Consider the following 19,218-nt stretch of genomic DNA (forward strand, 5'->3'; position numbering starts at 1 on the left):
AGCTATTTCAAGTGTTTCTCTGACATCCTTCATCCATTTTTGCGGCATCCACCAATCAACGATTTGTTGACACTAAAAAATCCTTCTTTCTAATAGAAAGAAGGATTTTGTTAATATTATTGTGTTACACGTGCTGTCCAGCGAGAAAGATCAGCTTGTTGAGCATCAACAAGTTCAGCTGGGAAGATGAATGTCCAAGGTTTTGTTGAGTTCGGTTGGACAGTTAGGATTGGATCCATTGTAAATGAACCTTTTGCAATTTGTTTACCTGTTGCATCGATAATTTCTAATGGTAATTGCTCTAGATTAATCGCTTTGTTGTGACCATTACGGATAAAGATCGAAACATTCAGGTTACCGTTATCAGCAAGTTTTGCTTGTAGACCAGTGAAGTTAACTTCCGTTTCGCCTAATTTTGGTAATGTATTGACGATTTTTGCAAGTTCTTCCTTTTGTGCTGCTGGTAACTGTTGCTCCCATGAAGGGTCTAATTCTAATTGGTGACCTCGTAATGAGACAAGGTTAAAGGCAATTTTCCAACCGTCTTCTGGCACTTCGTCAACTTTAATAGTTGATTTTTCAAATTCAAATACCCATGGACGTGCACTTTCAGCTGGAATTGTGCCAAGTGCTTTAAAATCGAATTTTTTAGATGCTATAAGCTCATCATTTTTATCCATAATGAATAATTCAATTTCACCAAGCTCAATCGCTTCAGCTAATGAAGAACGGAAAAATGCGCGAACAAGCCATTTACCTGTACGTGGCTCATCTTCAATACTAATAGAAGATAGCGATAATTGATTTGGTTTTAATGGCTCTAGCTCATTTGCTAGGAAGTTAAAAATGTATTTTTGCTCCTGTGGTACATCCCATTCAGGGTGGAATGAAAGTTTCGTCACCACATCACGATTGTCACCTTTATTCGTAGAAGCTTTACCTAGTAAATCTTTAGAGTCAATTGTGTTCTCTTGTACGATTTTGTCTGATTTCTTAAAAAATGAAAATAAGCCCATTATTGTACCTCCTGTTGTCCTTCAACCATTTTCATGAAGCCTGTAATTTCGATAATAATAGAACGGCGTAATTCTTGGAAGTTCTTGCCGAATAATTCAAGTCCTTCACGTTGATAAATGCGCATTGGATCTTCCTGTTGGTAATGACGTAAGCCAATACCTTCTTTTAAGTGAGCCATGGATTCTAAATGCTTCACCCAGCCACTATCTAAATAGCTCAACATAACTTGTGGAATAACAGCCATTACTTGCTCATTTTCTGCGAATTTTTGCATATGATCAAGGAGTTCTTGTTCAGAAGGCTGTACATCAGTTAAAATTTGTTTCACTTTGCCTACTTCACGATCAATCGTAACAGGAGTGATGAATAACGAATTAAGTGATTTTTCCATTTGATCATAAGCCCATTCTACAGAAGGGAGCTCTTCAGGCGCAGCATCGCGCACTGCGAAATCGACCGTTTCGCTCAACATTTTTTTCAGCTCACCCATTAAATCCTCGCCAGCTAAAATTTTGTCACGTAAACCATAAATAACAGTACGTTGATCATTAATAACATCGTCTAATTTTAAATTGTACTCGCGCATGCCATATTGTGAGCCTTCAACAATACGCTGTGTACGATTGATTAGCTCTTGTACATCTTTGTTTTGAATGACATCATTTTCATCTACAACCATTTTTGCAGAGAATTTTTCAACCTCTTCTTTTGCATAGCGGCGGAACATATCATCTTCAATAGAGAGAATGAAGCGACTTTCGCCTACGTCACCTTGACGGCCAGAGCGACCACGCAGCTGATTATCAACGCGTCGGCTTTCATGCTTCTCGGTACCGATAACATAAAGTCCACCAAGTTCATGGACATCGTCGCCTAGCACGATATCTGTACCACGACCAGCCATATTTGTAGCAACGGTAATACGACCTTTTTGACCTGCTTGAGAGATAAGTTCAACTTCTTGTTCAACCGTTTTAGCATTTAACAATTGGAACTTTAATCCCTCTTTTTTTAAATGATCTGCAACCGTTTCGGATTGTAGAATGGATGTTGTCCCGATTAACACTGGCTGACCTTTTGCATGGCGTCGTTTCGCTTCAGCAGCAACGAATTTATATTTGGCTGCTTGCGTTTTGAAAATCATATCAGGCTGGTCAACACGTTGACGTGGACGGTTTGTTGGAATTTGAATAACTTCCATGCCATACACTTCACGAATTTCTTTTTCCTGTGTTTTCGCTGTACCTGTCATCCCAGAAAGCTTCGGATACATACGGAAATAGTTTTGAATTGTAATTTGTGCTTGTGCTTTATTTTCTTCCGTAATCGTTACGCCTTCTTTTGCTTCGATTGCTTGGTGTAAGCCATCAGAAAGAGAGCGACCTTCTAAAATACGACCTGTGAACATGTCAACAAGCTCGATTTTATCTTCTTTAACGATATAATCAACGTCACGCTGGAACATGACATGTGCACGTACAGCTTGGATCACATAGTGATAAAGCGTTTGATGTTCTAAATCGTATAAATTATCAACATCGAATGCAGCCTCTACTTTTTCAATGCCTTTATCTGTTAATGAAGTTGCCTTTGTTTCATCATCGAAATCATAGTCTTCTTCAGCTTTAAAGCGTTTTGCTAGCATTGCTGCAATGCGGTGTAATTCATCGTTTGCAGGCATTTTACCAGCAATAATTAATGGTGTTTTTGCTTCGTCAATAAGCACACTATCGACTTCATCGATGATGGCGAAATGATAAGCACGTTGCACTTTATCGGCTAAGCTATGTGCCATATTGTCACGTAAATAGTCGAAACCAAATTCTGTACCAACACCGTACGTAATATCTGCGTTATAAGCTGCCTTTTTTTCAGTTGGCTCCATCATCGGTATATTTAAACCGACTGTTAAACCTAGGAAACGGTGAATTTGACCAACAAGCTCAAAGTCACGTTTAGCTAAATAGTCATTTACTGTAATGACATGAACACCTTTACCTTCTAATGCGCGAACATAAGAGGGCAGTGAAGCGACAAGTGTTTTACCTTCACCTGTAGGCATTTCAGCAATATTGCCTTCTGTTAATACAAGACCACCAATCAGCTGTACATCAAAATGACGCATACCTAAAACACGCTTTGAGGCTTCGCGTACAACAGCAAATGCGTCTGGAATAATTGATGTTATTGGTTCGCCTTGTTCTAAGCGATCCTTGAAAATAAAAGTCATCTCTCTTAATTCAGCATCTGACTTGTTGACATATTTTTCTTCTAAATGATTAATTTGCTCTACTATTTTATAGTAGCGTTTTAATTGACGAGCACTTGTTTGCTCGTTGTTGCGTTTAAAAATTGAGAACATGAATTTACGCTCCTTTAAAGTTGTCTAAATGCTAGACACCTCATTATTCTATCAAATTTTACGAATGATGACTACATTTGACATTAAGTAATACAAGTAGAATAATAGAGAAAAATGTAAATTGTGAAATCGTGGAAAATGAATAGAAAAAGTATATTTCAGAGCTTGTTCATGCTATAATCAAATTGGATTCAAATGTAGATTATTTTTTTGAGGGGGAGAGACATGCTTTACGTGTCTTTAATAGCAGCATTCGTTGCTTCCATTTTGTTAACTCCACTAGTTAAACGTTTGGCGTTTAGAATAGGTGCCGTTGACGCGCCAAACTATCGAAAAGTACATGCACGCATAATGCCAAGGCTTGGTGGTCTGGCGATTTTCCTTGCGTTTTTAATAGGGTTGGCGTTCTTACAGCCACAAGGTGAAAATAGTTTAGCGATTATTATCGGAGCTTGTATTATTGTAGCAACTGGTGTCATTGATGATATGCGCGAAATTTCCGCAAAGGCAAAAATGCTTGGCCAAGTTGTTGCTGCCCTTATCGTTATTTTTGTAGGCGGTATTCAAATTGATTTTATTAACTTGCCATTTGGTGGGCAATTAGATTTCGGTTTCTTAAGTATTCCATTTACTATATTATGGATTGTTGGTATTACAAATGCGATTAACTTAATTGATGGCTTAGACGGTTTAGCTGCAGGTGTTTCTTCTATTGCACTAATCACATTATCAGGTATGGCATTTATAATGGGCGATATGTTCGTATTAGCCTTTGCAGCAATTTTAGCTGCAGCGACAATTGGTTTCCTATTTTATAACTTCCATCCAGCAAAAATCTTCATGGGAGATACTGGGGCACTATTTTTAGGATTTATGATTTCTGTATTAGCATTATTAGGATATAAAAACTTTACGATCATTTCGTTAATTATCCCAGTTATTATGCTAGGTGTACCGATTTCTGATACATTCTTTGCAATTGTTCGTCGCTTACGTATGAAGAAAAAATGGTCAGATCCAGATAAATCGCATTTACATCATCGATTATTGGATATGGGCTTTACACATCGTCAAACAGTACTTATTATTTATGGCATTGCGATGATGTTCGGCTTAGCTGCTATTATCTTCTCAATGGCTAAATTATGGGGAGCAATTTTGCTTATTACAGTTATTTTAATTGCCATTGAAATTTTCGTCGAGATCATAGGACTTGCCGGCAAAAACTATAAACCGCTATTAAATTTCATGCGGATTTTTAATAAATAACATTAGAACCAACCATACTGTAGTATGGTTGCTCAGACTGAAGACAAACTCAAAGGGATTTTGAGTTTGTCTTCAGTCTTTTTTGTGGAGATTTTTTCATGTATCGCTATCGCGGAAAAACCTGGTTGCTTCGCGGAAATATGGTCCTAAAGCGCGGAATTAATCTCGTGAAACGCGGAAAAACGATGCCGAAGCGCGGAATCAATACCGTGAAGCGCGGAATCATCTCCATTGTATCGTATGACTCTTAATCATGAGCAGACAAAAAAACAACCAGTCACCGGTTAAATACCGGCAACTGGTTGTTTTTCAAAAACTTTATTGTGCTGACTCGTTAGTCGAACTGTCGTCGCCAGCTGCATTATCTTTATCTGTATTATTATTTGTTAAAGTAGAAGAAGATTTTAAAGCAAGATGGTTTTTAAGAATTTGTGACACATCATCAACTGATTGTTGGTCTAATTGATAATAGTAAGTGCCTGTCGACATATCATCGCTACCATCTAAAGTTAACGAATCGATGCGTGGTTTACCTTGTGTTAAATAAGACAGGAATGATTTCATTTCACTAAATGTCATATTTGTTTTCATATTATCGCCAATTGCTTTAATGACATCGTCATACTTTGTAATCGAACCGACTGAAGCTACTTTATTTGTAATAGCTGTTAGAATTTCTTGTTGTCGAATACCACGTTGGATATCATTATCTTGTTTACGTGTACGTGCTAGTGCAAGTGCTTGACTACCATTTAAATGTTGTAAACCTGGTTTTAGATTAATCGTATTACGATCAAATTCATCTTTTTCATGTAGAGCATATGGTACTTCTGCTTCAATGCCACCTAATGCGTCGACAACATCAATAAATGCATTAAAGTTCATGCGCACATAGTAGTCGATTGGAATATCTAGAAGTCCTTCAACCGTTTCAATTGTTGCCAGCGTACCACCTAAAGCATGTGCATGTGTGATTTTATCTTTATAGCCTACTGTAGGAATATAAACGTAAGAATCACGAGGGATGCTTAACATTTTAATCGTTTTTGTATTGTTGTTTAATGTAGCTAAAATCAGTGCATCTGAACGTGAGTGATCAGAACCTTGTCCACGATTTTCACTATCATCAACACCTACAAATAAAATAGAAACATTATCATGAACTGGTTCTACTTTTTCTTCTCTTAGTGTAGAAACATCGCGACCTTCTAATTCTTCATGTGCTGAGTTTGCAGCGTGTTCGGCTTGCTTTGTAATATAGACTCCGTAGGCCGTAACGCAAATTAGGAAACTAGCAACAAGTAGTAATGCTACTTTTATAATGAAAGAAGCTTTAGAAGACCTCTTTTTCCTTTTTACATTCGTTCTTTTCATGTCTGGTATATTCTCCTCTTGATTTTGGGAATAATTACGTGATTGAACTAAAATTTATTCAAATTAGCATAGTGGCGAAACTGAGTAAGTTAGCTCAATATTAAAATTATACTATGGACCTTCAGCATTAGACAATTAAAACTATTTATTTCACAATAAATTCGATAAATTGCGCGCTCTCGAATGAGATGGATGCTTGTCCATTTGTAAGTTCTGTAATCCAATTAATAAATTGATTTTCTTCCTCTTTTAACACGGAAACAATGATTTCGACACCTTCCAAGTAGCGAATTTCCTCTAATGAGTAAGCGGAGTTACGAATCTCATTTTCTACTTTTCCGAGCCAGGTGTAGTCGATTTCAATTTTCATTAGATGATGTAGCTTGCGTTCGACAACTTGTGCAGCGAGTAATCCCTCTGTTGTTGCCTTACCGTACGCACGAATAAGACCGCCACCGCCCAATTTAATGCCACCAAAGTAGCGTGTGACGACAACGACCGTATCTTTTAAGCCTTGTTTTTTTAATACCTCTAACATAGGGACGCCTGCCGTGCCGCTAGGTTCCCCATCATCATTTGCCTTTTGAATATGATCATGCTCCCCGATTATATAAGCAGAGCAATTATGTGTCGCATTATGATGCATTTTTTTTATGCGCTCAATAAACATCATTGCATCCTCTTCGCTTTCAGCGCGTTCTATATAAGTGAGAAAGCGAGATTTAGAAATTATGATTTCACTTTCTCCATAGCCTTTTACAGTTAAATAGTTATCTCTCATATGTGTCATTCTCCTTTAATGTAGGGTTGTATGCTATAAATTTCATAAAGAAAAAGCATTAATTTTTATCATTGTGATGCTATAATAGGTTTAGACTTAGATTCTATGAAATTGGTCTTTCAAAATACTATGTGGTAATAAGGACATTAGACTGGGGAGTACACTATGTTTTCAAATGATACCTTCGATTTAAAGTCGCTTGATGACGTATTTAATCGAATGTTAGAAACAATAATGAGCTCTAAAGACGATATTTTCATTATAAGTGAACAAAGCCGTAGAAGCTTTGAAGATATGCAACAAGAGCTAGAAATTGTTCGAAAACAGATTTCAACTGTCATCGATGAAGGCGATGCTTTAGAAAAAAGCACGCAACTTGCTAAGCAAAGACTTGTGTTAGTGAGTAAAGCTTTTGATAATTATACCGAAGAACAAGTTAGAGATGCATATGAAACGGCCCATGATTTTCAATTGAAGCTCTCTGTCATTAGAACACAAGAAAAGCAACTTCGCGACAAAAGAGATGATTTAGAGCGACGTCTAAGAGGATTACTCGATACAATTGAACGTGCTGATCATATTGTCAATCAAGTAAATGTTATTTTAAATTATTTAACTTCTGATTTGAAAAATGTTGGGTTAGCGCTTGAACAAGCGAAAATGAAGCAAGATTTTGGTATACGAATAATCGCAGCGCAAGAAGAAGAGCGAAAACGTTTATCAAGAGAGATTCATGATGGACCTGCCCAAATGTTGGCCAATGTCTTAATGCGTACGGACTTAATTGAAAGAACGTATCGTGAGAAGGGCATTGAATATGCTTTGGCTGAAATTGCTGATTTAAAGAAAACAGTGCGCAATGCGCTATCAGAAGTGCGACGTATTATTTATGATTTACGTCCTATGGCGCTAGATGATTTGGGAATAGTACCGACATTAAAGAAATATTTGTCGACTGTGACCGAATACAATCCTGGTGTTGAAATCCATTTTCAGTCAAGAAGCACAGAACAACGTATTCCATCAAATTATGAGGTATCCATTTTCCGATTAGTGCAGGAATGTGTAACAAATGCTATGAAACACGGGAAATGTAAGGATATTTGGGTAAAGCTTGAATGGTTGAACAATGCGGTAAATATTGTCGTGAAAGATGATGGCGTTGGATTCGACCAGAAAGTCGTAAAAGATCATTCCTTTGGTATTTTAGGAATGAAAGAACGAATTGAAATATTAAATGGTACAATCTCAATTGAAAGTGAGATAAATCGTGGCACCACGGTATTATTTAAAATTCCGTTAGAAGTAGATTAAAGAAAGAAATGTGTTGCAGAATTTTAGGGGGTAAAGACTAATGACGAAGATTATTATTGTAGACGATCACCAGCTATTCCGCGAAGGAGTTAAACGCATCTTAGATTTTGAAGATACGTTTGATGTAATTGCAGAAGGTGACGATGGCACAGATGTTGTAAACTTATACGCAGAAAATCAACCAGATGTTGTTTTAATGGACATCAATATGCCAGGAAAAAATGGTGTAGAGGCAACAGCTGATTTAATTGCAGAATTTCCAGATGCAAAAGTAATCATGCTATCTATCCATGATGACGAAACATATGTAACACATGCACTAAAATCAGGTGCACTTGGCTATATGCTAAAAGAGATGGATGCTGACGAAATCGTAGAAGCGATTAAAGTAGTGGCAAATGGCGGCTCTTATTTACATCCAAAAGTAACAAAAAATTTAGTAGCAGAATTCCGTCGCCTTTCTGAACATGAAAACAAAGGTAATTTCCACCAAACAGAAATTCGTCGTCCATTCCATTTGCTAACAAAACGTGAATGTGAAGTACTACAATTACTAACAGATGGCCAATCTAACCGTACAATCGGTGAGACACTGTTTATTTCGGAAAAAACGGTTAAAAACCACGTTTCAAGCATTTTACAAAAAATGAACGTAAACGACCGTACGCAGGCCGTAGTAACTGCCATCAAAAATGGTTGGGTTGAAGTACGATAACTGCATAGTATAGAATTCAAAGCTGTTTTTAAAAGCTACTTTAACAAATAAAGTAGTTTTTAAGGCAGTTTTTTTGTTGTGCAACATTTTAAATTAAAAGACGTCTTAAGAATGATATAAGCACCTAAAAGTAGAAAATGCGCAACAAAATTCCTACTAATGCATTTATATGCTACAATATTGCGCGGGAGGTTTTATGATGTTAAAGAAAAGTATTCTAGCAGTTTTAACCTTATTAGTGTTAACTGCCTGTGGCAATAAAGATGAAGATTTAACTGCTAAAGAACGTGAAAAGGTTATTGAAGATGGTACAGTAGGCTTTGAAATGATGGGTGGAGAAGTCGAAAAAGCAACGAATGTACCAGCAAATGAGGAAAAAGCAATTATAGCGGCGTTCGATGAATATATTGCCGCATTCAATGATAAAGACATTCATCGTTATATGAGTACGATATCTAAGAACCCAAAAGGATTTAACTATGATGAAGATAAAGTATTTGCAGAGAAAGTATTTGATCAATCCGATACGAAACGCGATGTTGCAAATGTGACTATTGCGAAGTATGAACAGGAAGAAGCTCAAGTATTTGCCAATGTGACAACGCATTCACTCCAACTTGAGACCAATGTAGAACACGAAAGTGCCGGGCGACAAGTTACGGTATTTGTGAAAGAGGATGGAGCTTGGAAAGTGACGAGCGTCTTTTATATTGGCGATGACTCCAAATCTAGCACGGGCAATCAATAAAGGGGAATCTTTCCCTTTACTATACATAGAAAATGAATGTGAAGTGGACGTCATCGTTTGAACAGCGGTTCAATCCTGATGCAATTACGTTAGGTCGTAATTCAATTCACATTCATTTCTTTTTGAGGTAAACTTGGAACATAGGAGAGTGGACATGAATGAGGACGGCAATCGTAACAGACAGTACTGCATACATTACGCGAGAAGAACGCGCGCGCTTAAACATTCGTATGATTCCGTTAAGTGTAAACATCGCAGGTGAATTATTCGCAGAGGAAGTAGATATTACTGCTTCTGAGTTTTATGATAAAGTACGTGGGGCAAAAGAATTCCCTAAAACAACACAGCCACCAATTGGTGAATTTGCTTCTCTCTTTGAAGAGTTGGCAAATGATTATGACGAAGTAATTTCCATTCATTTATCGAGTGGTATAAGTGGTACATATCAAGGAGCTGTCCAAGCAGGAGAAATGGTGGAAGGTATTGATGTGTACGCATTTGACAGCGAGATTTCTTGCGCTGTTCAAGGCTTTTATGTGCTACGTGCAGCTGAAATGGCGGCAGAAGGTTGCTCGGCACAAGAAATATTAGCAGCATTAGCGGACATGAAGCAGTATATTCGTGCTTACTTCATTGTAGATGACTTAGTGCACTTACAACGTGGGGGACGTCTTTCTTCAGCAGCAGCTTTAATCGGAGGCTTATTACAAGTAAAGCCTGTTTTGCATTTTGTAGATAAGGTAATCGTACCATTTGAAAAAATTCGCACACGTAAAAAAGCACTAAAGCGTGCAGAAGATTTACTAGCTGAAGATGCAAACAAGTATGACAAGATGGATGCAGTAGTCATTCACGGCAACTGCCAAAAAGAAGCAGAGGAATGGTTAGCGCAGCTCGCTGCGACATACCCAAACGTAAACTTTAAATTGAGCTATTTCGGCCCAGTTATTGGCACACACTTAGGTGAAGGCGCAATGGGACTAGGCTGGACAAAAAAATAATATGAAAAAGTCTCTACAACTTGTTGTAGGGACTTTTTTTATTGCGTTTATGGCGGGTGGTTGGTCGGTAGCATGGTGAGGTGGAAATCGCCAGTAAACCTAGGTAAATCGCCATTATCTGTCGTGGAATCGCCACTAAAGCCCCGTGAATCGCCGGTAAAACTCTTGAAATCGCCGATAAAACCGCGTAAAACGCCGACCAACTCGAGTAAATCGCCAATAACCCGGCAGAACCCCCTTTTAAAACTACTATCTCAAAAAGAAAGGAGCAAATTAGAATGAAATATAAAGGATGGCTGTTGCCTCCTGCTTTACGAGATTTTCATGAAGGGCGTATATGGTTAATGGAACATTCACCATTTGCTAATCATGACATACAGTATGCTATTGATAAAAAGTATCTTCATATAATAGAAGGTATTCAAACAAGACCACGATTAAGATGTAACCGTTGCTATAATGATAAGCCACAGTTTTTTACGATGTTTGATTGCTCAAAATGCCAACAACAATGTGTGTATTGTAGACATTGCCTAAGTATGGGCAGAGTGAGTAGCTGCACGCAACTGATCATATGGCGAGGGCCGAAAGCTTATAGAAAAAGACAGCATACGCTCCAATGGGCAGGCCAACTGACGGAACTTCAACAACAGGCGGCAAATGAGCTGCTTGAAAGTGTTAAAGCAGGTCGATGTCATTTGATTTCAGCGGTGTGCGGGGCTGGTAAGACAGAGCTGCTTTTTCAACCAGTACAGTATGCGCTGGAAAAAGGGATGCGCGTTTGTATTGCAGCGCCACGAACAGATGTAGTGCTAGAGTTGTTGCCACGCTTTCAAAAGGCTTTTCCTGAAACCGTCATTCACGCTTATTATAGTGGAGCGCCGAAGCAGAACGGTTATGCGCAACTAATACTGGCAACGACTCACCAGCTATACCGCTTTGAACAGGCATTTGATGTGATGATTGTTGATGAGGCGGATGCTTTCCCTTATTCATTCGATGAAACATTAGCAAGAGCCGTGAAAAAAGCCAAAACTGCGAAAGCCTCAACTTACTTTATTACGGCTACACCGTCACAGTCATTAATCAAAGAGTTTAATCATTGCTCATTTATTCCAAAAAGATATCACAACAAGCCTTTGCCAGTACCGCACTTCAGCTCGCTATGGGGATATGAAAAAAGCTTGAAGCGTGGAAAAATGCCTCGAAAGCTAAAAGAATGGACAGAGGAGCGGCTTACTAAAAAAGAGCCTTTTCTTATATTTTTCTCGAAAGTTGAATTGTTGAAAATTGCAACGCCACTTTTTCAAAGGCTACATGCAAGTATTTTAACCGTTCATGCTGATGACCCAGAAAGGAAACAGAAAGTACTTCAGCTACGTAATGAAGAAATTCCTGGGTTACTAACGACGACTATATTAGAAAGAGGTATTACGATAAAAAATGTACAAGTCGCTGTTGTTGGGGCAGAATCGACTATTTTTACTGCAAGTGCATTGATTCAAATTGCTGGACGAGTAGGGCGGCATGAAAATTATGCAGAGGGAGATGTGGTGTTTTTTCATCATGGCATTACAATAGCAATGGATGAAGCACGAGAGAAAATAGTATATAACAATAAAGTAGGGTTCTCGCTATGAAAAAAGTAGAAATGTTTTGTTTACTATGTGCACAGCCTTTGCGTATCGTTCCTAGCTGGAAAACACTTTTAATAAGCAACTTTTCACCTTGCCTTTGTGAAAAATGTGCCTCCAAATTTGAGCGTTCATCTACTGCAACAGCACTTTATCAATATAACGATGCAATGAAGAAGTATTTACATCAATATAAATTTCTCCAAGACGTTGCACTCGCTAAAGTATTTCGACAGGAGTTACATGCACAATTTAAACGAGAGACAGCAACAATTATTCCAATTCCTATGCACCCTATTAAGCAACAAGAACGTACCTTCTCACATACGGAGGAGCTTCTAAATGCGGCTAATATTCCTTATAAACAACTATTAGAAAAAACAACTATAGAAACACAAAGCTCAAAAAATAGGGAGCAACGTATAAAATCAGCTCCACTTTTTCGACTAATGCCTGCAGCACAAGTTGAGCATAAAGATTATCTCCTTTTTGACGATATACAAACTACAGGGACAACACTGCGGCATGCCAAACAGGTTTTACTAGAAGCAGGCGCCCAAAATGTTCGAACCTTCACATTAATTAATGGATGAAAATGCTAATACATCATGTATAATAGATTACGAATTTAGGATTCGTGTAATTAAATAGTGATCATGCAAGAGGAGGAAGAAGAGATGGCTGAGGTTCGAAATTGTCCAAAATGTAATGAGTTTTTTAATTATACTGGGGTCAGAGACGTATGTCATAAATGCGCACAATCAGAAGAGGAATTATATCAAATTGTTTATCGTTTTTTAAGAAAGCGTGAAAACCGTGCGGCTACAGTAGAACGAATTGTGGAGGCAACTGGTGCTGAAGAGGAGCTATTATATAAATGGGTTCGTAAAGGTCGTTTACAGCCTGCAATGTTCCCGAACTTAGGCTATCCATGCGATAACTGCGGTCATTTAACGACAACAGGGAAACTGTGTACAAAATGCCAAGATGAATTAAAGTCAGATCTTCGCACATTTGAGGCAGCTAAGGAGTTCCGTGAAAGTGTAGCTGAGCATGATCGCGTAACATATCATGCTGAACGTAAAAAATAACAAGATGGCACGTGTTGTTTTTTACACTAGAGTTTAGCTTCCTTCACTTACACATGTTCAATGCTCATGCGAATCAGCAAGCAGGATATTCAAAATGACGAAGTTAAATTATACACCTTAAAGATGGTTGATAAGCGAAAGTGTGTTAATTTTAAACAAAATTAGCACACTTTTTTATATTTGAAAACTTAACATTGTTGGAGACAATCCGAAATAATAGTAAGATAAGCTTTTAAGATAGGGGGATGAACATGAAAATCACATCGTATGGTGTTAATGCTGTTAACGCATATAAAAATCAAGTACGCAATGTCAAATCTGGCGACAACAAAGCGTCATTTGCTGACAAAATTGAAATTTCAAAAGCGGCGCAAGAAATGCAAGGTGTAACGACGTACAGTACTGAACGAGCTGAACGCGTGCAACAATTAAAGGCAGATATCGATTCTGGCGAATACAAGGTCAATGCTCGCAAAGTTGCTGAAGATATGCTGAAATATTATCGTTTCTAGGAAATACAGAAAGGGTGCTTAGTAATATGACTGTAGAAACAATTTGTTCTACATTAACAATATTAGAGAGAATGCATAAAAGCTTACTCGAACTAGCCTTTAGAAAAACAGAAATTATTAAAGCTGGCGATATCGAAGCACTAGACCAAATGCTCAAGGATGAGCAGGCACATGTAGCGGCCATTGATAAGCTCGAGCAACAGCGTCAGGTACAGGTAACCGAATACCTTGGAGCAAAAGGAATTGCTTCAACTGACACAATGTCTGTTGCTGATGTCATCGAGGCTGCTGAACAAGAAGCTGAAAAAGAAGCACTTTCAGCTGTTCGCAATCGACTAATGCTAATCATCAATGATTTACGCAAACAAAACGAACTCAATCAAAAATTGGTATTCCAATCATTACAATTTGTCAATCTTACATTAGATGCGCTACGTCCCCAACCAGAGCAAATGAATTACTCTGGTCGTGAGGTACGTGGTACAAACACAGTCGCAAAAAAATCGTACTTCGATTCTCAAGCATAGTTCTTTTAATCGTTACTAAAGGGAGGAATAAAGATGCGCTCAACATTTATGGGCTTAGAAACAAGTAGAAGCGGTTTATTTACACAGCAATCTGCTTTATATACAACAGGTCATAATATTTCAAATGCAAACACACTTGGTTACTCACGCCAACGAGTAAACATGCAAGCTACGCCAGGTTTTCCAACGGCAGGCTTAAACACGCCAAATTACCCTGGACATATGGGAACAGGGGTAGAGACAGGTTCCATTCAACGTATTCGCGATGAATTTATTGACCGTCAATACCGTCAGGAAACAAATAAGCTAGGTTATTGGGAATCACGTTCAAATGCAATATCCCAAATGGAAGATATAATGGACGAACCTTCGCAGTACGGTTTAAACGCAGCCTTAGAACAGTTCTGGAAAGGTCTGCAAGATGTTAGTACCGGTCCGGAAAACGCGGCATCACGTAAAGTAGCCATTGAACGTGCCAACCATTTAGCACAATCATTTAATTATATCGATACGCAATTAAAAACAATTCAAGGCAACTTAGGTAACGAAATTAGTGTTTCGACAAATCGCATCAACTCCTTACTAAAGCAAATTGCTTCTATTAATAAGCAAGTGCAAGAGGTTGAGCCAAATGGTCATGTACCAAATGATTTATATGATGCTCGCGATGTGTTAATCGATGAATTAAATAGTTACATCCCAGTCTCAGTTGAACGTGTACCTTCTGGTGGACTTGCTTCTAGTGTAGCTGAAGGCAGTGTAACTATTACATTTAAGCCATATGGCACAAACACAGCTATTAAATTAGTGAATGGTAAAGATGCTGCGAGCATTGAAGTAAATAGTGGAACTACACAAATTGATGGAACGGATTTATCAAAAGTATTTACGAGCATCAATGTAACTGGCACAGGTACAGCAGATTCAGGAACGATTACATATGACCAGTTAGAGCCTGGCAAAGGTAAATTATTATCATTGATCAACTCTTATGGATATCAAGATGGGGCCGATGTTAAAGGCTATTATCCAGAAACGATGGCTAGCCTTGATAAACTTGCCTCTGAATTTGCAAATGTCTTCAATGCGATGCATAAGCAGGGGTATGATTTAACTGGTGCTCAAAGCACAATCGATTTCTTTGAACCAATTGATAATACAAAACCGATGTCAGCAGGAAATATTAAAGTCAATGCTGACCTTTTGAAGGATTCTTCAAAATTGGCTGCTTCGAGCAAGCCAAATGAAGAAGGAAACGGCAAATGGGCACTTGAGCTTTCAAATATCCAATCAAAAGTTCAAGCAAATTTAGATGGTGCAACATTTAACTCATTCTATCAAGGAATCATTGGTAAGCTCGGTGTCGATGGGGAGGAAGCAGCGCGCTTAAACGGAACTTCAGAAACACTTCTTGTGACAATCGGCAACAGCCGTGCTTCGATCACTTCTGTATCACTTGATGAAGAAATGACGAATATGATTACATTCCAACAAGCGTATAACGCAAATGCACGTATGATTACCGTTATCGATGAAACATTAGACAAAATCATTAATGGCATGGGCCGAGTAGGAATTTAAATAAAAACTAATTGAGTATGACTAAAGGAAGGAGCTTTTACAAACATGCGCGTAACACAATCCATGTTATCGAATAACATGCTTCTAAACTTAAATAATAGCTACGGAAAAATGTCGAAGCTACAAGATCAAATCACTTCAGGCTCTAAAATAACGAGACCTTCAGACGACCCTGTAGTAGCAGTTAAAGGGATGGGCTATCGACGTGATCTAGGGCAAGTTGAACAGTACACACGTAATATGAATGAAGTGAACAACTGGCTAGATACATCTGACGAATCGTTAAATCAAGTAGGCGAGCAGATGAAGCGAGTTCGTGAGCTTGTAATTCAAGCTGCGAATGATACAAATACACCAGATGAGCGAGCGAAAGCGAAAGCTGAAATCGACCAAATTCGTAAACAAATTCAAGATGTAGCGAACACAAAAGTGGGAGATCGCTATATTTTCAGTGGTACAAAAACAGGTCAACCATTATTTATAAATGGCACACTTAACAATGCAAATGTCAATTCTGAAGATGTAAAGATTGAAGTATATGATGGTATTCAGATGACAGTGAATACTGCTGGCATGGATTTATTTAAAAGTGTTGATGATATGATGGGCAAAATTTCAGATGTTCTAGACCCGAATAGAATTCCACTTGCTACAAGTGACGAAATCAGCTCAACATTAGGTGGTGTTACAAGTACAAGCACTGACGATGACATTACAACAATGCACAATAAAATTCTCGAAACGCAGGCGGACATTGGTGCACGCCAAAATCGTGTGGAATTAATGGAAAACCGTTTATCTATTCGTGAAGTTAGCGTAACGAAGCAATTATCGAATAACGAAGACGTTGATTATTCAAAAGCTATTACAGAAATGGTAACATCAGAATCAATTCATCAGGCAGCATTATCTGTTGGCGCTAAAATAATTCAACAATCTTTAGTAGATTTTATTAGATAATACAATTGATTTTTCCGCTAATAAATCCAAGCGTTTGAACATTTTGTTCAGACGCTTTTCTTGAAAGGAGAGATGTACATGAGACTCCCGCAAATCCAAATCCGCACAACAGATGCACAAATTGACCTTAATATTTCCAAACCACAGCAATACATTAAACAGCCAAATGCTACGCAGCAGTTTGAACAGCCTGCTGCAATACTTGATATTAATACAACACGTGGTGTCTTGAAAATTGATTCATCCCAAGCAAGACGTGACTTAGGCTTAATTGGACCATTAGAATCAAGTGCAAATTATGCGCAAAAAGGTAAGCAAGAGGCAATCAAGGGTATGGCACGAAGAGCAAGAGAAGGCCGACAAATGATGGAGGCAGCTGGCAAGGATCAGGGGAGAGCAACTATCCAAAATATTGCTAAACAAAATCATGGCCCCCACCGTGTTCAATTTAATGTGAAATTTGTACCATCTGTTGGATCTGTTAAAATTGACTACACACCAGGTACAACTGACGTCAATATTCAACGAAGAGAACCAATAATTGACGCACAAGTGAACAAACCCATCCATGAATACACACCAGGTAAAGTAACTGGTACAATGATACAAAGACCAGACGTTGACATTGATGTCATCGTTTAAAGGAGTGCACCCGAAAATATGAAAATTGCTACTAAATTTTTAGGAGAAGTCGAAATCGTTGAACAAGATATCCTGACATTTGAACATGGCTTATTAGGATTAGAAGAAGAAAAAGAGTTCGTATTGCTTCCAATTGATGCAGACTTGCCCCTTGCATTACTTCAGTCTGTTCAGCATGTCGAAATCGGCTTTGTCGTTGCCTATCCATTTGCATTCAAAAAAGATTATAGCTTTGATATTAGCGAAGAGGATCGCGAGCAATTACAAATTGAAAAACAAGAAGATGTCCTTCCATACGCCATTGTCACAATGAAAGAGACATTCCAAGACTCTACGATTAACTTGTTAGCACCCGTTATTTTAAATATTGCTAAAAAACGAGGCAAGCAAATCGTTCTCCAAGATAGCAAAGCCTTTCCATTACGTTATCCAATGCTGCCATTGGAAGGAAGTGCGAAATAATGCTAGTACTTTCACGCAAAAAAGATGAGTCTATTATGATAGGCGATCAAATCGAAATAAAAATATTAGCTGTTGATGGTGACCAAATTAAACTTGGTATAGTTGCCCCGAAAACAGTAAAAGTACACCGTTCTGAAGTTTTTGAAGCAATCCAAGCACAAAATAAAGAAGCACTTTCCTCTTCAGCGAATTTTTTAGAACATCTAAAGAGAAAATAGTTACTATATTAATGGTAAATGCAAACTTAAAATCTATTACATAAAAAATAAAAAAACTTTTAAAAAACTATTAAACTTTTCCAACTACTAACGATATATAGATTGTAGGGTAAGGGAAGTACATACATACAACCTAAACCGACAATATTCCACACGGATGTGGAATAACAAAACAAACATTCAAGGAGGAATTCCAAATGAGAATTCAACACAATATTTCAGCTTTAAACACACACCGTAACCTAGCTTTCAACAACACTGAAGCTTCAAAAAACCTTGAGAAGTTATCTTCTGGTTACAAAATCAACCGTGCTGGCGATGACGCTGCTGGTTTAGCAATCTCTGAAAAAATGCGCGGACAAATCCGTGGTCTTGACATGGCAACTAAAAACGCTCAAGATTCAATCTCTTTAATCCAAACTGCTGAGGGTGCACTTAACGAAACACACTCTATCCTACAACGTATGCGTGAATTAGCAGTTCAATCTTCAAACGATACAAACGTATCTGCTGACCGTAATGATATTCAAAAAGAAATTAATGCATTATCTGAAGAAATTACACGTATTTCTACAGATACTGAATTTAACACTCAAAAACTTCTTAATGGTTCATTCAAAGGTAAAGTATTCCATATTGGGGCTAATGAGAAACAAAATATTAAGCTTTCAGTTGCTGACATGGGTGCATCTGCACTAAAAGTTAAAAATATTGATATTTCTAAACAATCTGCTGCTGATAATGCAATCACAAAAATCAATGATGCATTAAAAACAGTATCAGCTACACGTTCTGATTTAGGTGCTGTTCAAAATCGTCTAGAGCACACAATCAATAACTTAGGTGCAACTTCTGAAAACTTAACTGCTGCTGAATCACGTATCCGTGATACAGATATGGCAAAAGAGATGATGGGCTTCACGAAGAACAACATCTTAATGCAAGCTGCACAATCTATGCTAGCGCAAGCTAACCAACAACCACAAGGTGTTCTTCAATTACTACAATAA

At 38.0% G+C, this 19,218-nt stretch carries 20 protein-coding genes; 16 read left to right on the top strand and 4 right to left on the bottom strand.

Translation table 11 applies throughout. The features are described from left to right. Positions 1-116: 116 nt before the first annotated feature. Positions 117-1,016, bottom strand: a complete 900-nt coding sequence (locus ACIQXJ_RS22965; protein WP_403058143.1) for an accessory Sec system S-layer assembly protein — start codon at positions 1,014-1,016, stop codon at positions 117-119. Beyond that, complete coding sequence (secA2, locus tag ACIQXJ_RS22970; protein WP_403058146.1) at positions 1,016-3,379, bottom strand: accessory Sec system translocase SecA2; 2,364 nt, start codon at positions 3,377-3,379, stop codon at positions 1,016-1,018. The genes ACIQXJ_RS22965 and secA2 overlap by 1 nt, the downstream gene beginning before the upstream one ends. A 225-nt stretch (positions 3,380-3,604) precedes the next feature. On the opposite strand from secA2, the gene ACIQXJ_RS22975 reads away from it, so the two are divergent. Beyond that, positions 3,605-4,648, top strand: coding sequence for a glycosyltransferase family 4 protein (locus ACIQXJ_RS22975; RefSeq protein WP_403058149.1), 1,044 nt, complete (start codon positions 3,605-3,607; stop codon positions 4,646-4,648). A gap of 318 nt (positions 4,649-4,966) precedes the next feature. On the opposite strand, the gene ACIQXJ_RS22980 is transcribed toward ACIQXJ_RS22975, so the two are convergent. Together ACIQXJ_RS22980 and ACIQXJ_RS22985 are read right to left on the bottom strand one after the other, a co-directional pair. Next, the gene (locus tag ACIQXJ_RS22980) at positions 4,967-6,022 is read right to left on the bottom strand and encodes an LCP family protein (protein WP_403058152.1); all 1,056 of its coding nucleotides are present in this window, start codon (positions 6,020-6,022) and stop codon (positions 4,967-4,969) included. 145 nt (positions 6,023-6,167) lie between these two features. After that, a complete protein-coding gene (locus ACIQXJ_RS22985; RefSeq protein ID WP_403058155.1) occupies positions 6,168-6,803 on the bottom strand; it encodes a YigZ family protein in 636 nt (211 codons plus the stop codon). 165 nt (positions 6,804-6,968) lie between these two features. On the opposite strand from ACIQXJ_RS22985, the gene ACIQXJ_RS22990 reads away from it, so the two are divergent. The 15 genes from ACIQXJ_RS22990 (at position 6,969) to hag (ending at position 19,218) form a co-directional block, all read left to right on the top strand. Beyond that, a complete protein-coding gene (locus tag ACIQXJ_RS22990; RefSeq protein WP_401014157.1) occupies positions 6,969-8,117 on the top strand; it encodes a sensor histidine kinase in 1,149 nt (382 codons plus the stop codon). A 40-nt stretch (positions 8,118-8,157) separates the two neighbouring features. Further along, positions 8,158-8,832: a response regulator gene (locus ACIQXJ_RS22995; RefSeq protein WP_173479690.1), complete on the top strand. Its 675-nt coding sequence runs from the start codon at positions 8,158-8,160 to the stop codon at positions 8,830-8,832. Between the two features lie 199 nt (positions 8,833-9,031). Then, positions 9,032-9,580 (top strand): DUF4440 domain-containing protein, encoded by a 549-nt coding sequence (locus ACIQXJ_RS23000; RefSeq protein ID WP_403058158.1) that lies wholly within the window; start codon positions 9,032-9,034, stop codon positions 9,578-9,580. 158 nt (positions 9,581-9,738) lie between these two features. After that, positions 9,739-10,581: a DegV family protein gene (locus tag ACIQXJ_RS23005; protein ID WP_403058161.1), complete on the top strand. Its 843-nt coding sequence runs from the start codon at positions 9,739-9,741 to the stop codon at positions 10,579-10,581. A 278-nt stretch (positions 10,582-10,859) separates the two neighbouring features. Then, positions 10,860-12,221: an ATP-dependent helicase ComFA gene (locus ACIQXJ_RS23010; RefSeq protein WP_403058164.1), complete on the top strand. Its 1,362-nt coding sequence runs from the start codon at positions 10,860-10,862 to the stop codon at positions 12,219-12,221. Continuing rightward, positions 12,218-12,808, top strand: a complete 591-nt coding sequence (locus tag ACIQXJ_RS23015; protein ID WP_403058167.1) for a ComF family protein — start codon at positions 12,218-12,220, stop codon at positions 12,806-12,808. The genes ACIQXJ_RS23010 and ACIQXJ_RS23015 overlap by 4 nt, the downstream gene beginning before the upstream one ends. A gap of 84 nt (positions 12,809-12,892) precedes the next feature. Then, complete coding sequence (locus ACIQXJ_RS23020; RefSeq protein ID WP_173479685.1) at positions 12,893-13,306, top strand: TIGR03826 family flagellar region protein; 414 nt, start codon at positions 12,893-12,895, stop codon at positions 13,304-13,306. A gap of 251 nt (positions 13,307-13,557) precedes the next feature. Next, a complete protein-coding gene (flgM, locus tag ACIQXJ_RS23025) occupies positions 13,558-13,818 on the top strand; it encodes a flagellar biosynthesis anti-sigma factor FlgM (RefSeq protein WP_173479684.1) in 261 nt (86 codons plus the stop codon). Between the two features lie 26 nt (positions 13,819-13,844). Then, positions 13,845-14,345, top strand: a complete 501-nt coding sequence (locus ACIQXJ_RS23030) for a flagellar protein FlgN (RefSeq protein ID WP_403058170.1) — start codon at positions 13,845-13,847, stop codon at positions 14,343-14,345. Between the two features lie 33 nt (positions 14,346-14,378). Beyond that, on the top strand, positions 14,379-15,926 hold the full coding sequence (gene flgK, locus ACIQXJ_RS23035) for a flagellar hook-associated protein FlgK (protein ID WP_403058173.1): 1,548 nt from the start codon (positions 14,379-14,381) through the stop codon (positions 15,924-15,926). Positions 15,927-15,971: 45 nt separating this feature from the next. Next, positions 15,972-16,886: a flagellar hook-associated protein FlgL gene (gene flgL, locus ACIQXJ_RS23040; RefSeq protein ID WP_403058176.1), complete on the top strand. Its 915-nt coding sequence runs from the start codon at positions 15,972-15,974 to the stop codon at positions 16,884-16,886. A 78-nt stretch (positions 16,887-16,964) separates the two neighbouring features. Further along, entirely contained in the window at positions 16,965-17,528 is a 564-nt protein-coding gene (locus ACIQXJ_RS23045) for a DUF6470 family protein (protein ID WP_403058179.1), read from the top strand. A gap of 18 nt (positions 17,529-17,546) precedes the next feature. Beyond that, positions 17,547-17,990, top strand: coding sequence for a flagellar assembly protein FliW (fliW, locus tag ACIQXJ_RS23050; RefSeq protein ID WP_403058182.1), 444 nt, complete (start codon positions 17,547-17,549; stop codon positions 17,988-17,990). Further along, positions 17,990-18,208 (top strand): carbon storage regulator CsrA, encoded by a 219-nt coding sequence (gene csrA, locus ACIQXJ_RS23055; protein WP_403058185.1) that lies wholly within the window; start codon positions 17,990-17,992, stop codon positions 18,206-18,208. Before fliW ends, csrA begins: the two co-directional genes overlap by 1 nt. A gap of 197 nt (positions 18,209-18,405) precedes the next feature. Beyond that, complete coding sequence (hag, locus tag ACIQXJ_RS23060; RefSeq protein WP_403058188.1) at positions 18,406-19,218, top strand: flagellin Hag; 813 nt, start codon at positions 18,406-18,408, stop codon at positions 19,216-19,218.

The sequence above is a fragment of the Lysinibacillus sp. NPDC097868 genome, from assembly GCF_044761135.1.
In the GTDB taxonomy this organism is placed as follows: Bacteria; Bacillota; Bacilli; order Bacillales_A; family Planococcaceae; genus Lysinibacillus.

Excerpts from the sequence above, each read along its gene's own strand:
- ACIQXJ_RS22965 (WP_403058143.1), bottom strand. The coding sequence starts at position 1,016 with ATGGGCTTATTTTCATTTTTTAAGAAATCAGACAAAATCGTACAAGAG.
- flgK (WP_403058173.1), top strand. The coding sequence starts at position 14,379 with ATGCGCTCAACATTTATGGGCTTAGAAACAAGTAGAAGCGGTTTATTT.
- ACIQXJ_RS23000 (WP_403058158.1), top strand. The coding sequence starts at position 9,032 with ATGTTAAAGAAAAGTATTCTAGCAGTTTTAACCTTATTAGTGTTAACT.
- ACIQXJ_RS22995 (WP_173479690.1), top strand. The coding sequence starts at position 8,158 with ATGACGAAGATTATTATTGTAGACGATCACCAGCTATTCCGCGAAGGA.
- ACIQXJ_RS22980 (WP_403058152.1), bottom strand. The coding sequence starts at position 6,022 with ATGAAAAGAACGAATGTAAAAAGGAAAAAGAGGTCTTCTAAAGCTTCT.
- ACIQXJ_RS23020 (WP_173479685.1), top strand. The coding sequence starts at position 12,893 with ATGGCTGAGGTTCGAAATTGTCCAAAATGTAATGAGTTTTTTAATTAT.
- ACIQXJ_RS23015 (WP_403058167.1), top strand. The coding sequence starts at position 12,218 with ATGAAAAAAGTAGAAATGTTTTGTTTACTATGTGCACAGCCTTTGCGT.
- flgM (WP_173479684.1), top strand. The coding sequence starts at position 13,558 with ATGAAAATCACATCGTATGGTGTTAATGCTGTTAACGCATATAAAAAT.
- secA2 (WP_403058146.1), bottom strand. The coding sequence starts at position 3,379 with ATGTTCTCAATTTTTAAACGCAACAACGAGCAAACAAGTGCTCGTCAA.
- ACIQXJ_RS23045 (WP_403058179.1), top strand. The coding sequence starts at position 16,965 with ATGAGACTCCCGCAAATCCAAATCCGCACAACAGATGCACAAATTGAC.
- hag (WP_403058188.1), top strand. The coding sequence starts at position 18,406 with ATGAGAATTCAACACAATATTTCAGCTTTAAACACACACCGTAACCTA.
- ACIQXJ_RS23010 (WP_403058164.1), top strand. The coding sequence starts at position 10,860 with ATGAAATATAAAGGATGGCTGTTGCCTCCTGCTTTACGAGATTTTCAT.
- ACIQXJ_RS22985 (WP_403058155.1), bottom strand. The coding sequence starts at position 6,803 with ATGAGAGATAACTATTTAACTGTAAAAGGCTATGGAGAAAGTGAAATC.
- ACIQXJ_RS23005 (WP_403058161.1), top strand. The coding sequence starts at position 9,739 with ATGAGGACGGCAATCGTAACAGACAGTACTGCATACATTACGCGAGAA.
- fliW (WP_403058182.1), top strand. The coding sequence starts at position 17,547 with ATGAAAATTGCTACTAAATTTTTAGGAGAAGTCGAAATCGTTGAACAA.
- ACIQXJ_RS23030 (WP_403058170.1), top strand. The coding sequence starts at position 13,845 with ATGACTGTAGAAACAATTTGTTCTACATTAACAATATTAGAGAGAATG.
- csrA (WP_403058185.1), top strand. The coding sequence starts at position 17,990 with ATGCTAGTACTTTCACGCAAAAAAGATGAGTCTATTATGATAGGCGAT.
- flgL (WP_403058176.1), top strand. The coding sequence starts at position 15,972 with ATGCGCGTAACACAATCCATGTTATCGAATAACATGCTTCTAAACTTA.
- ACIQXJ_RS22975 (WP_403058149.1), top strand. The coding sequence starts at position 3,605 with ATGCTTTACGTGTCTTTAATAGCAGCATTCGTTGCTTCCATTTTGTTA.
- ACIQXJ_RS22990 (WP_401014157.1), top strand. The coding sequence starts at position 6,969 with ATGTTTTCAAATGATACCTTCGATTTAAAGTCGCTTGATGACGTATTT.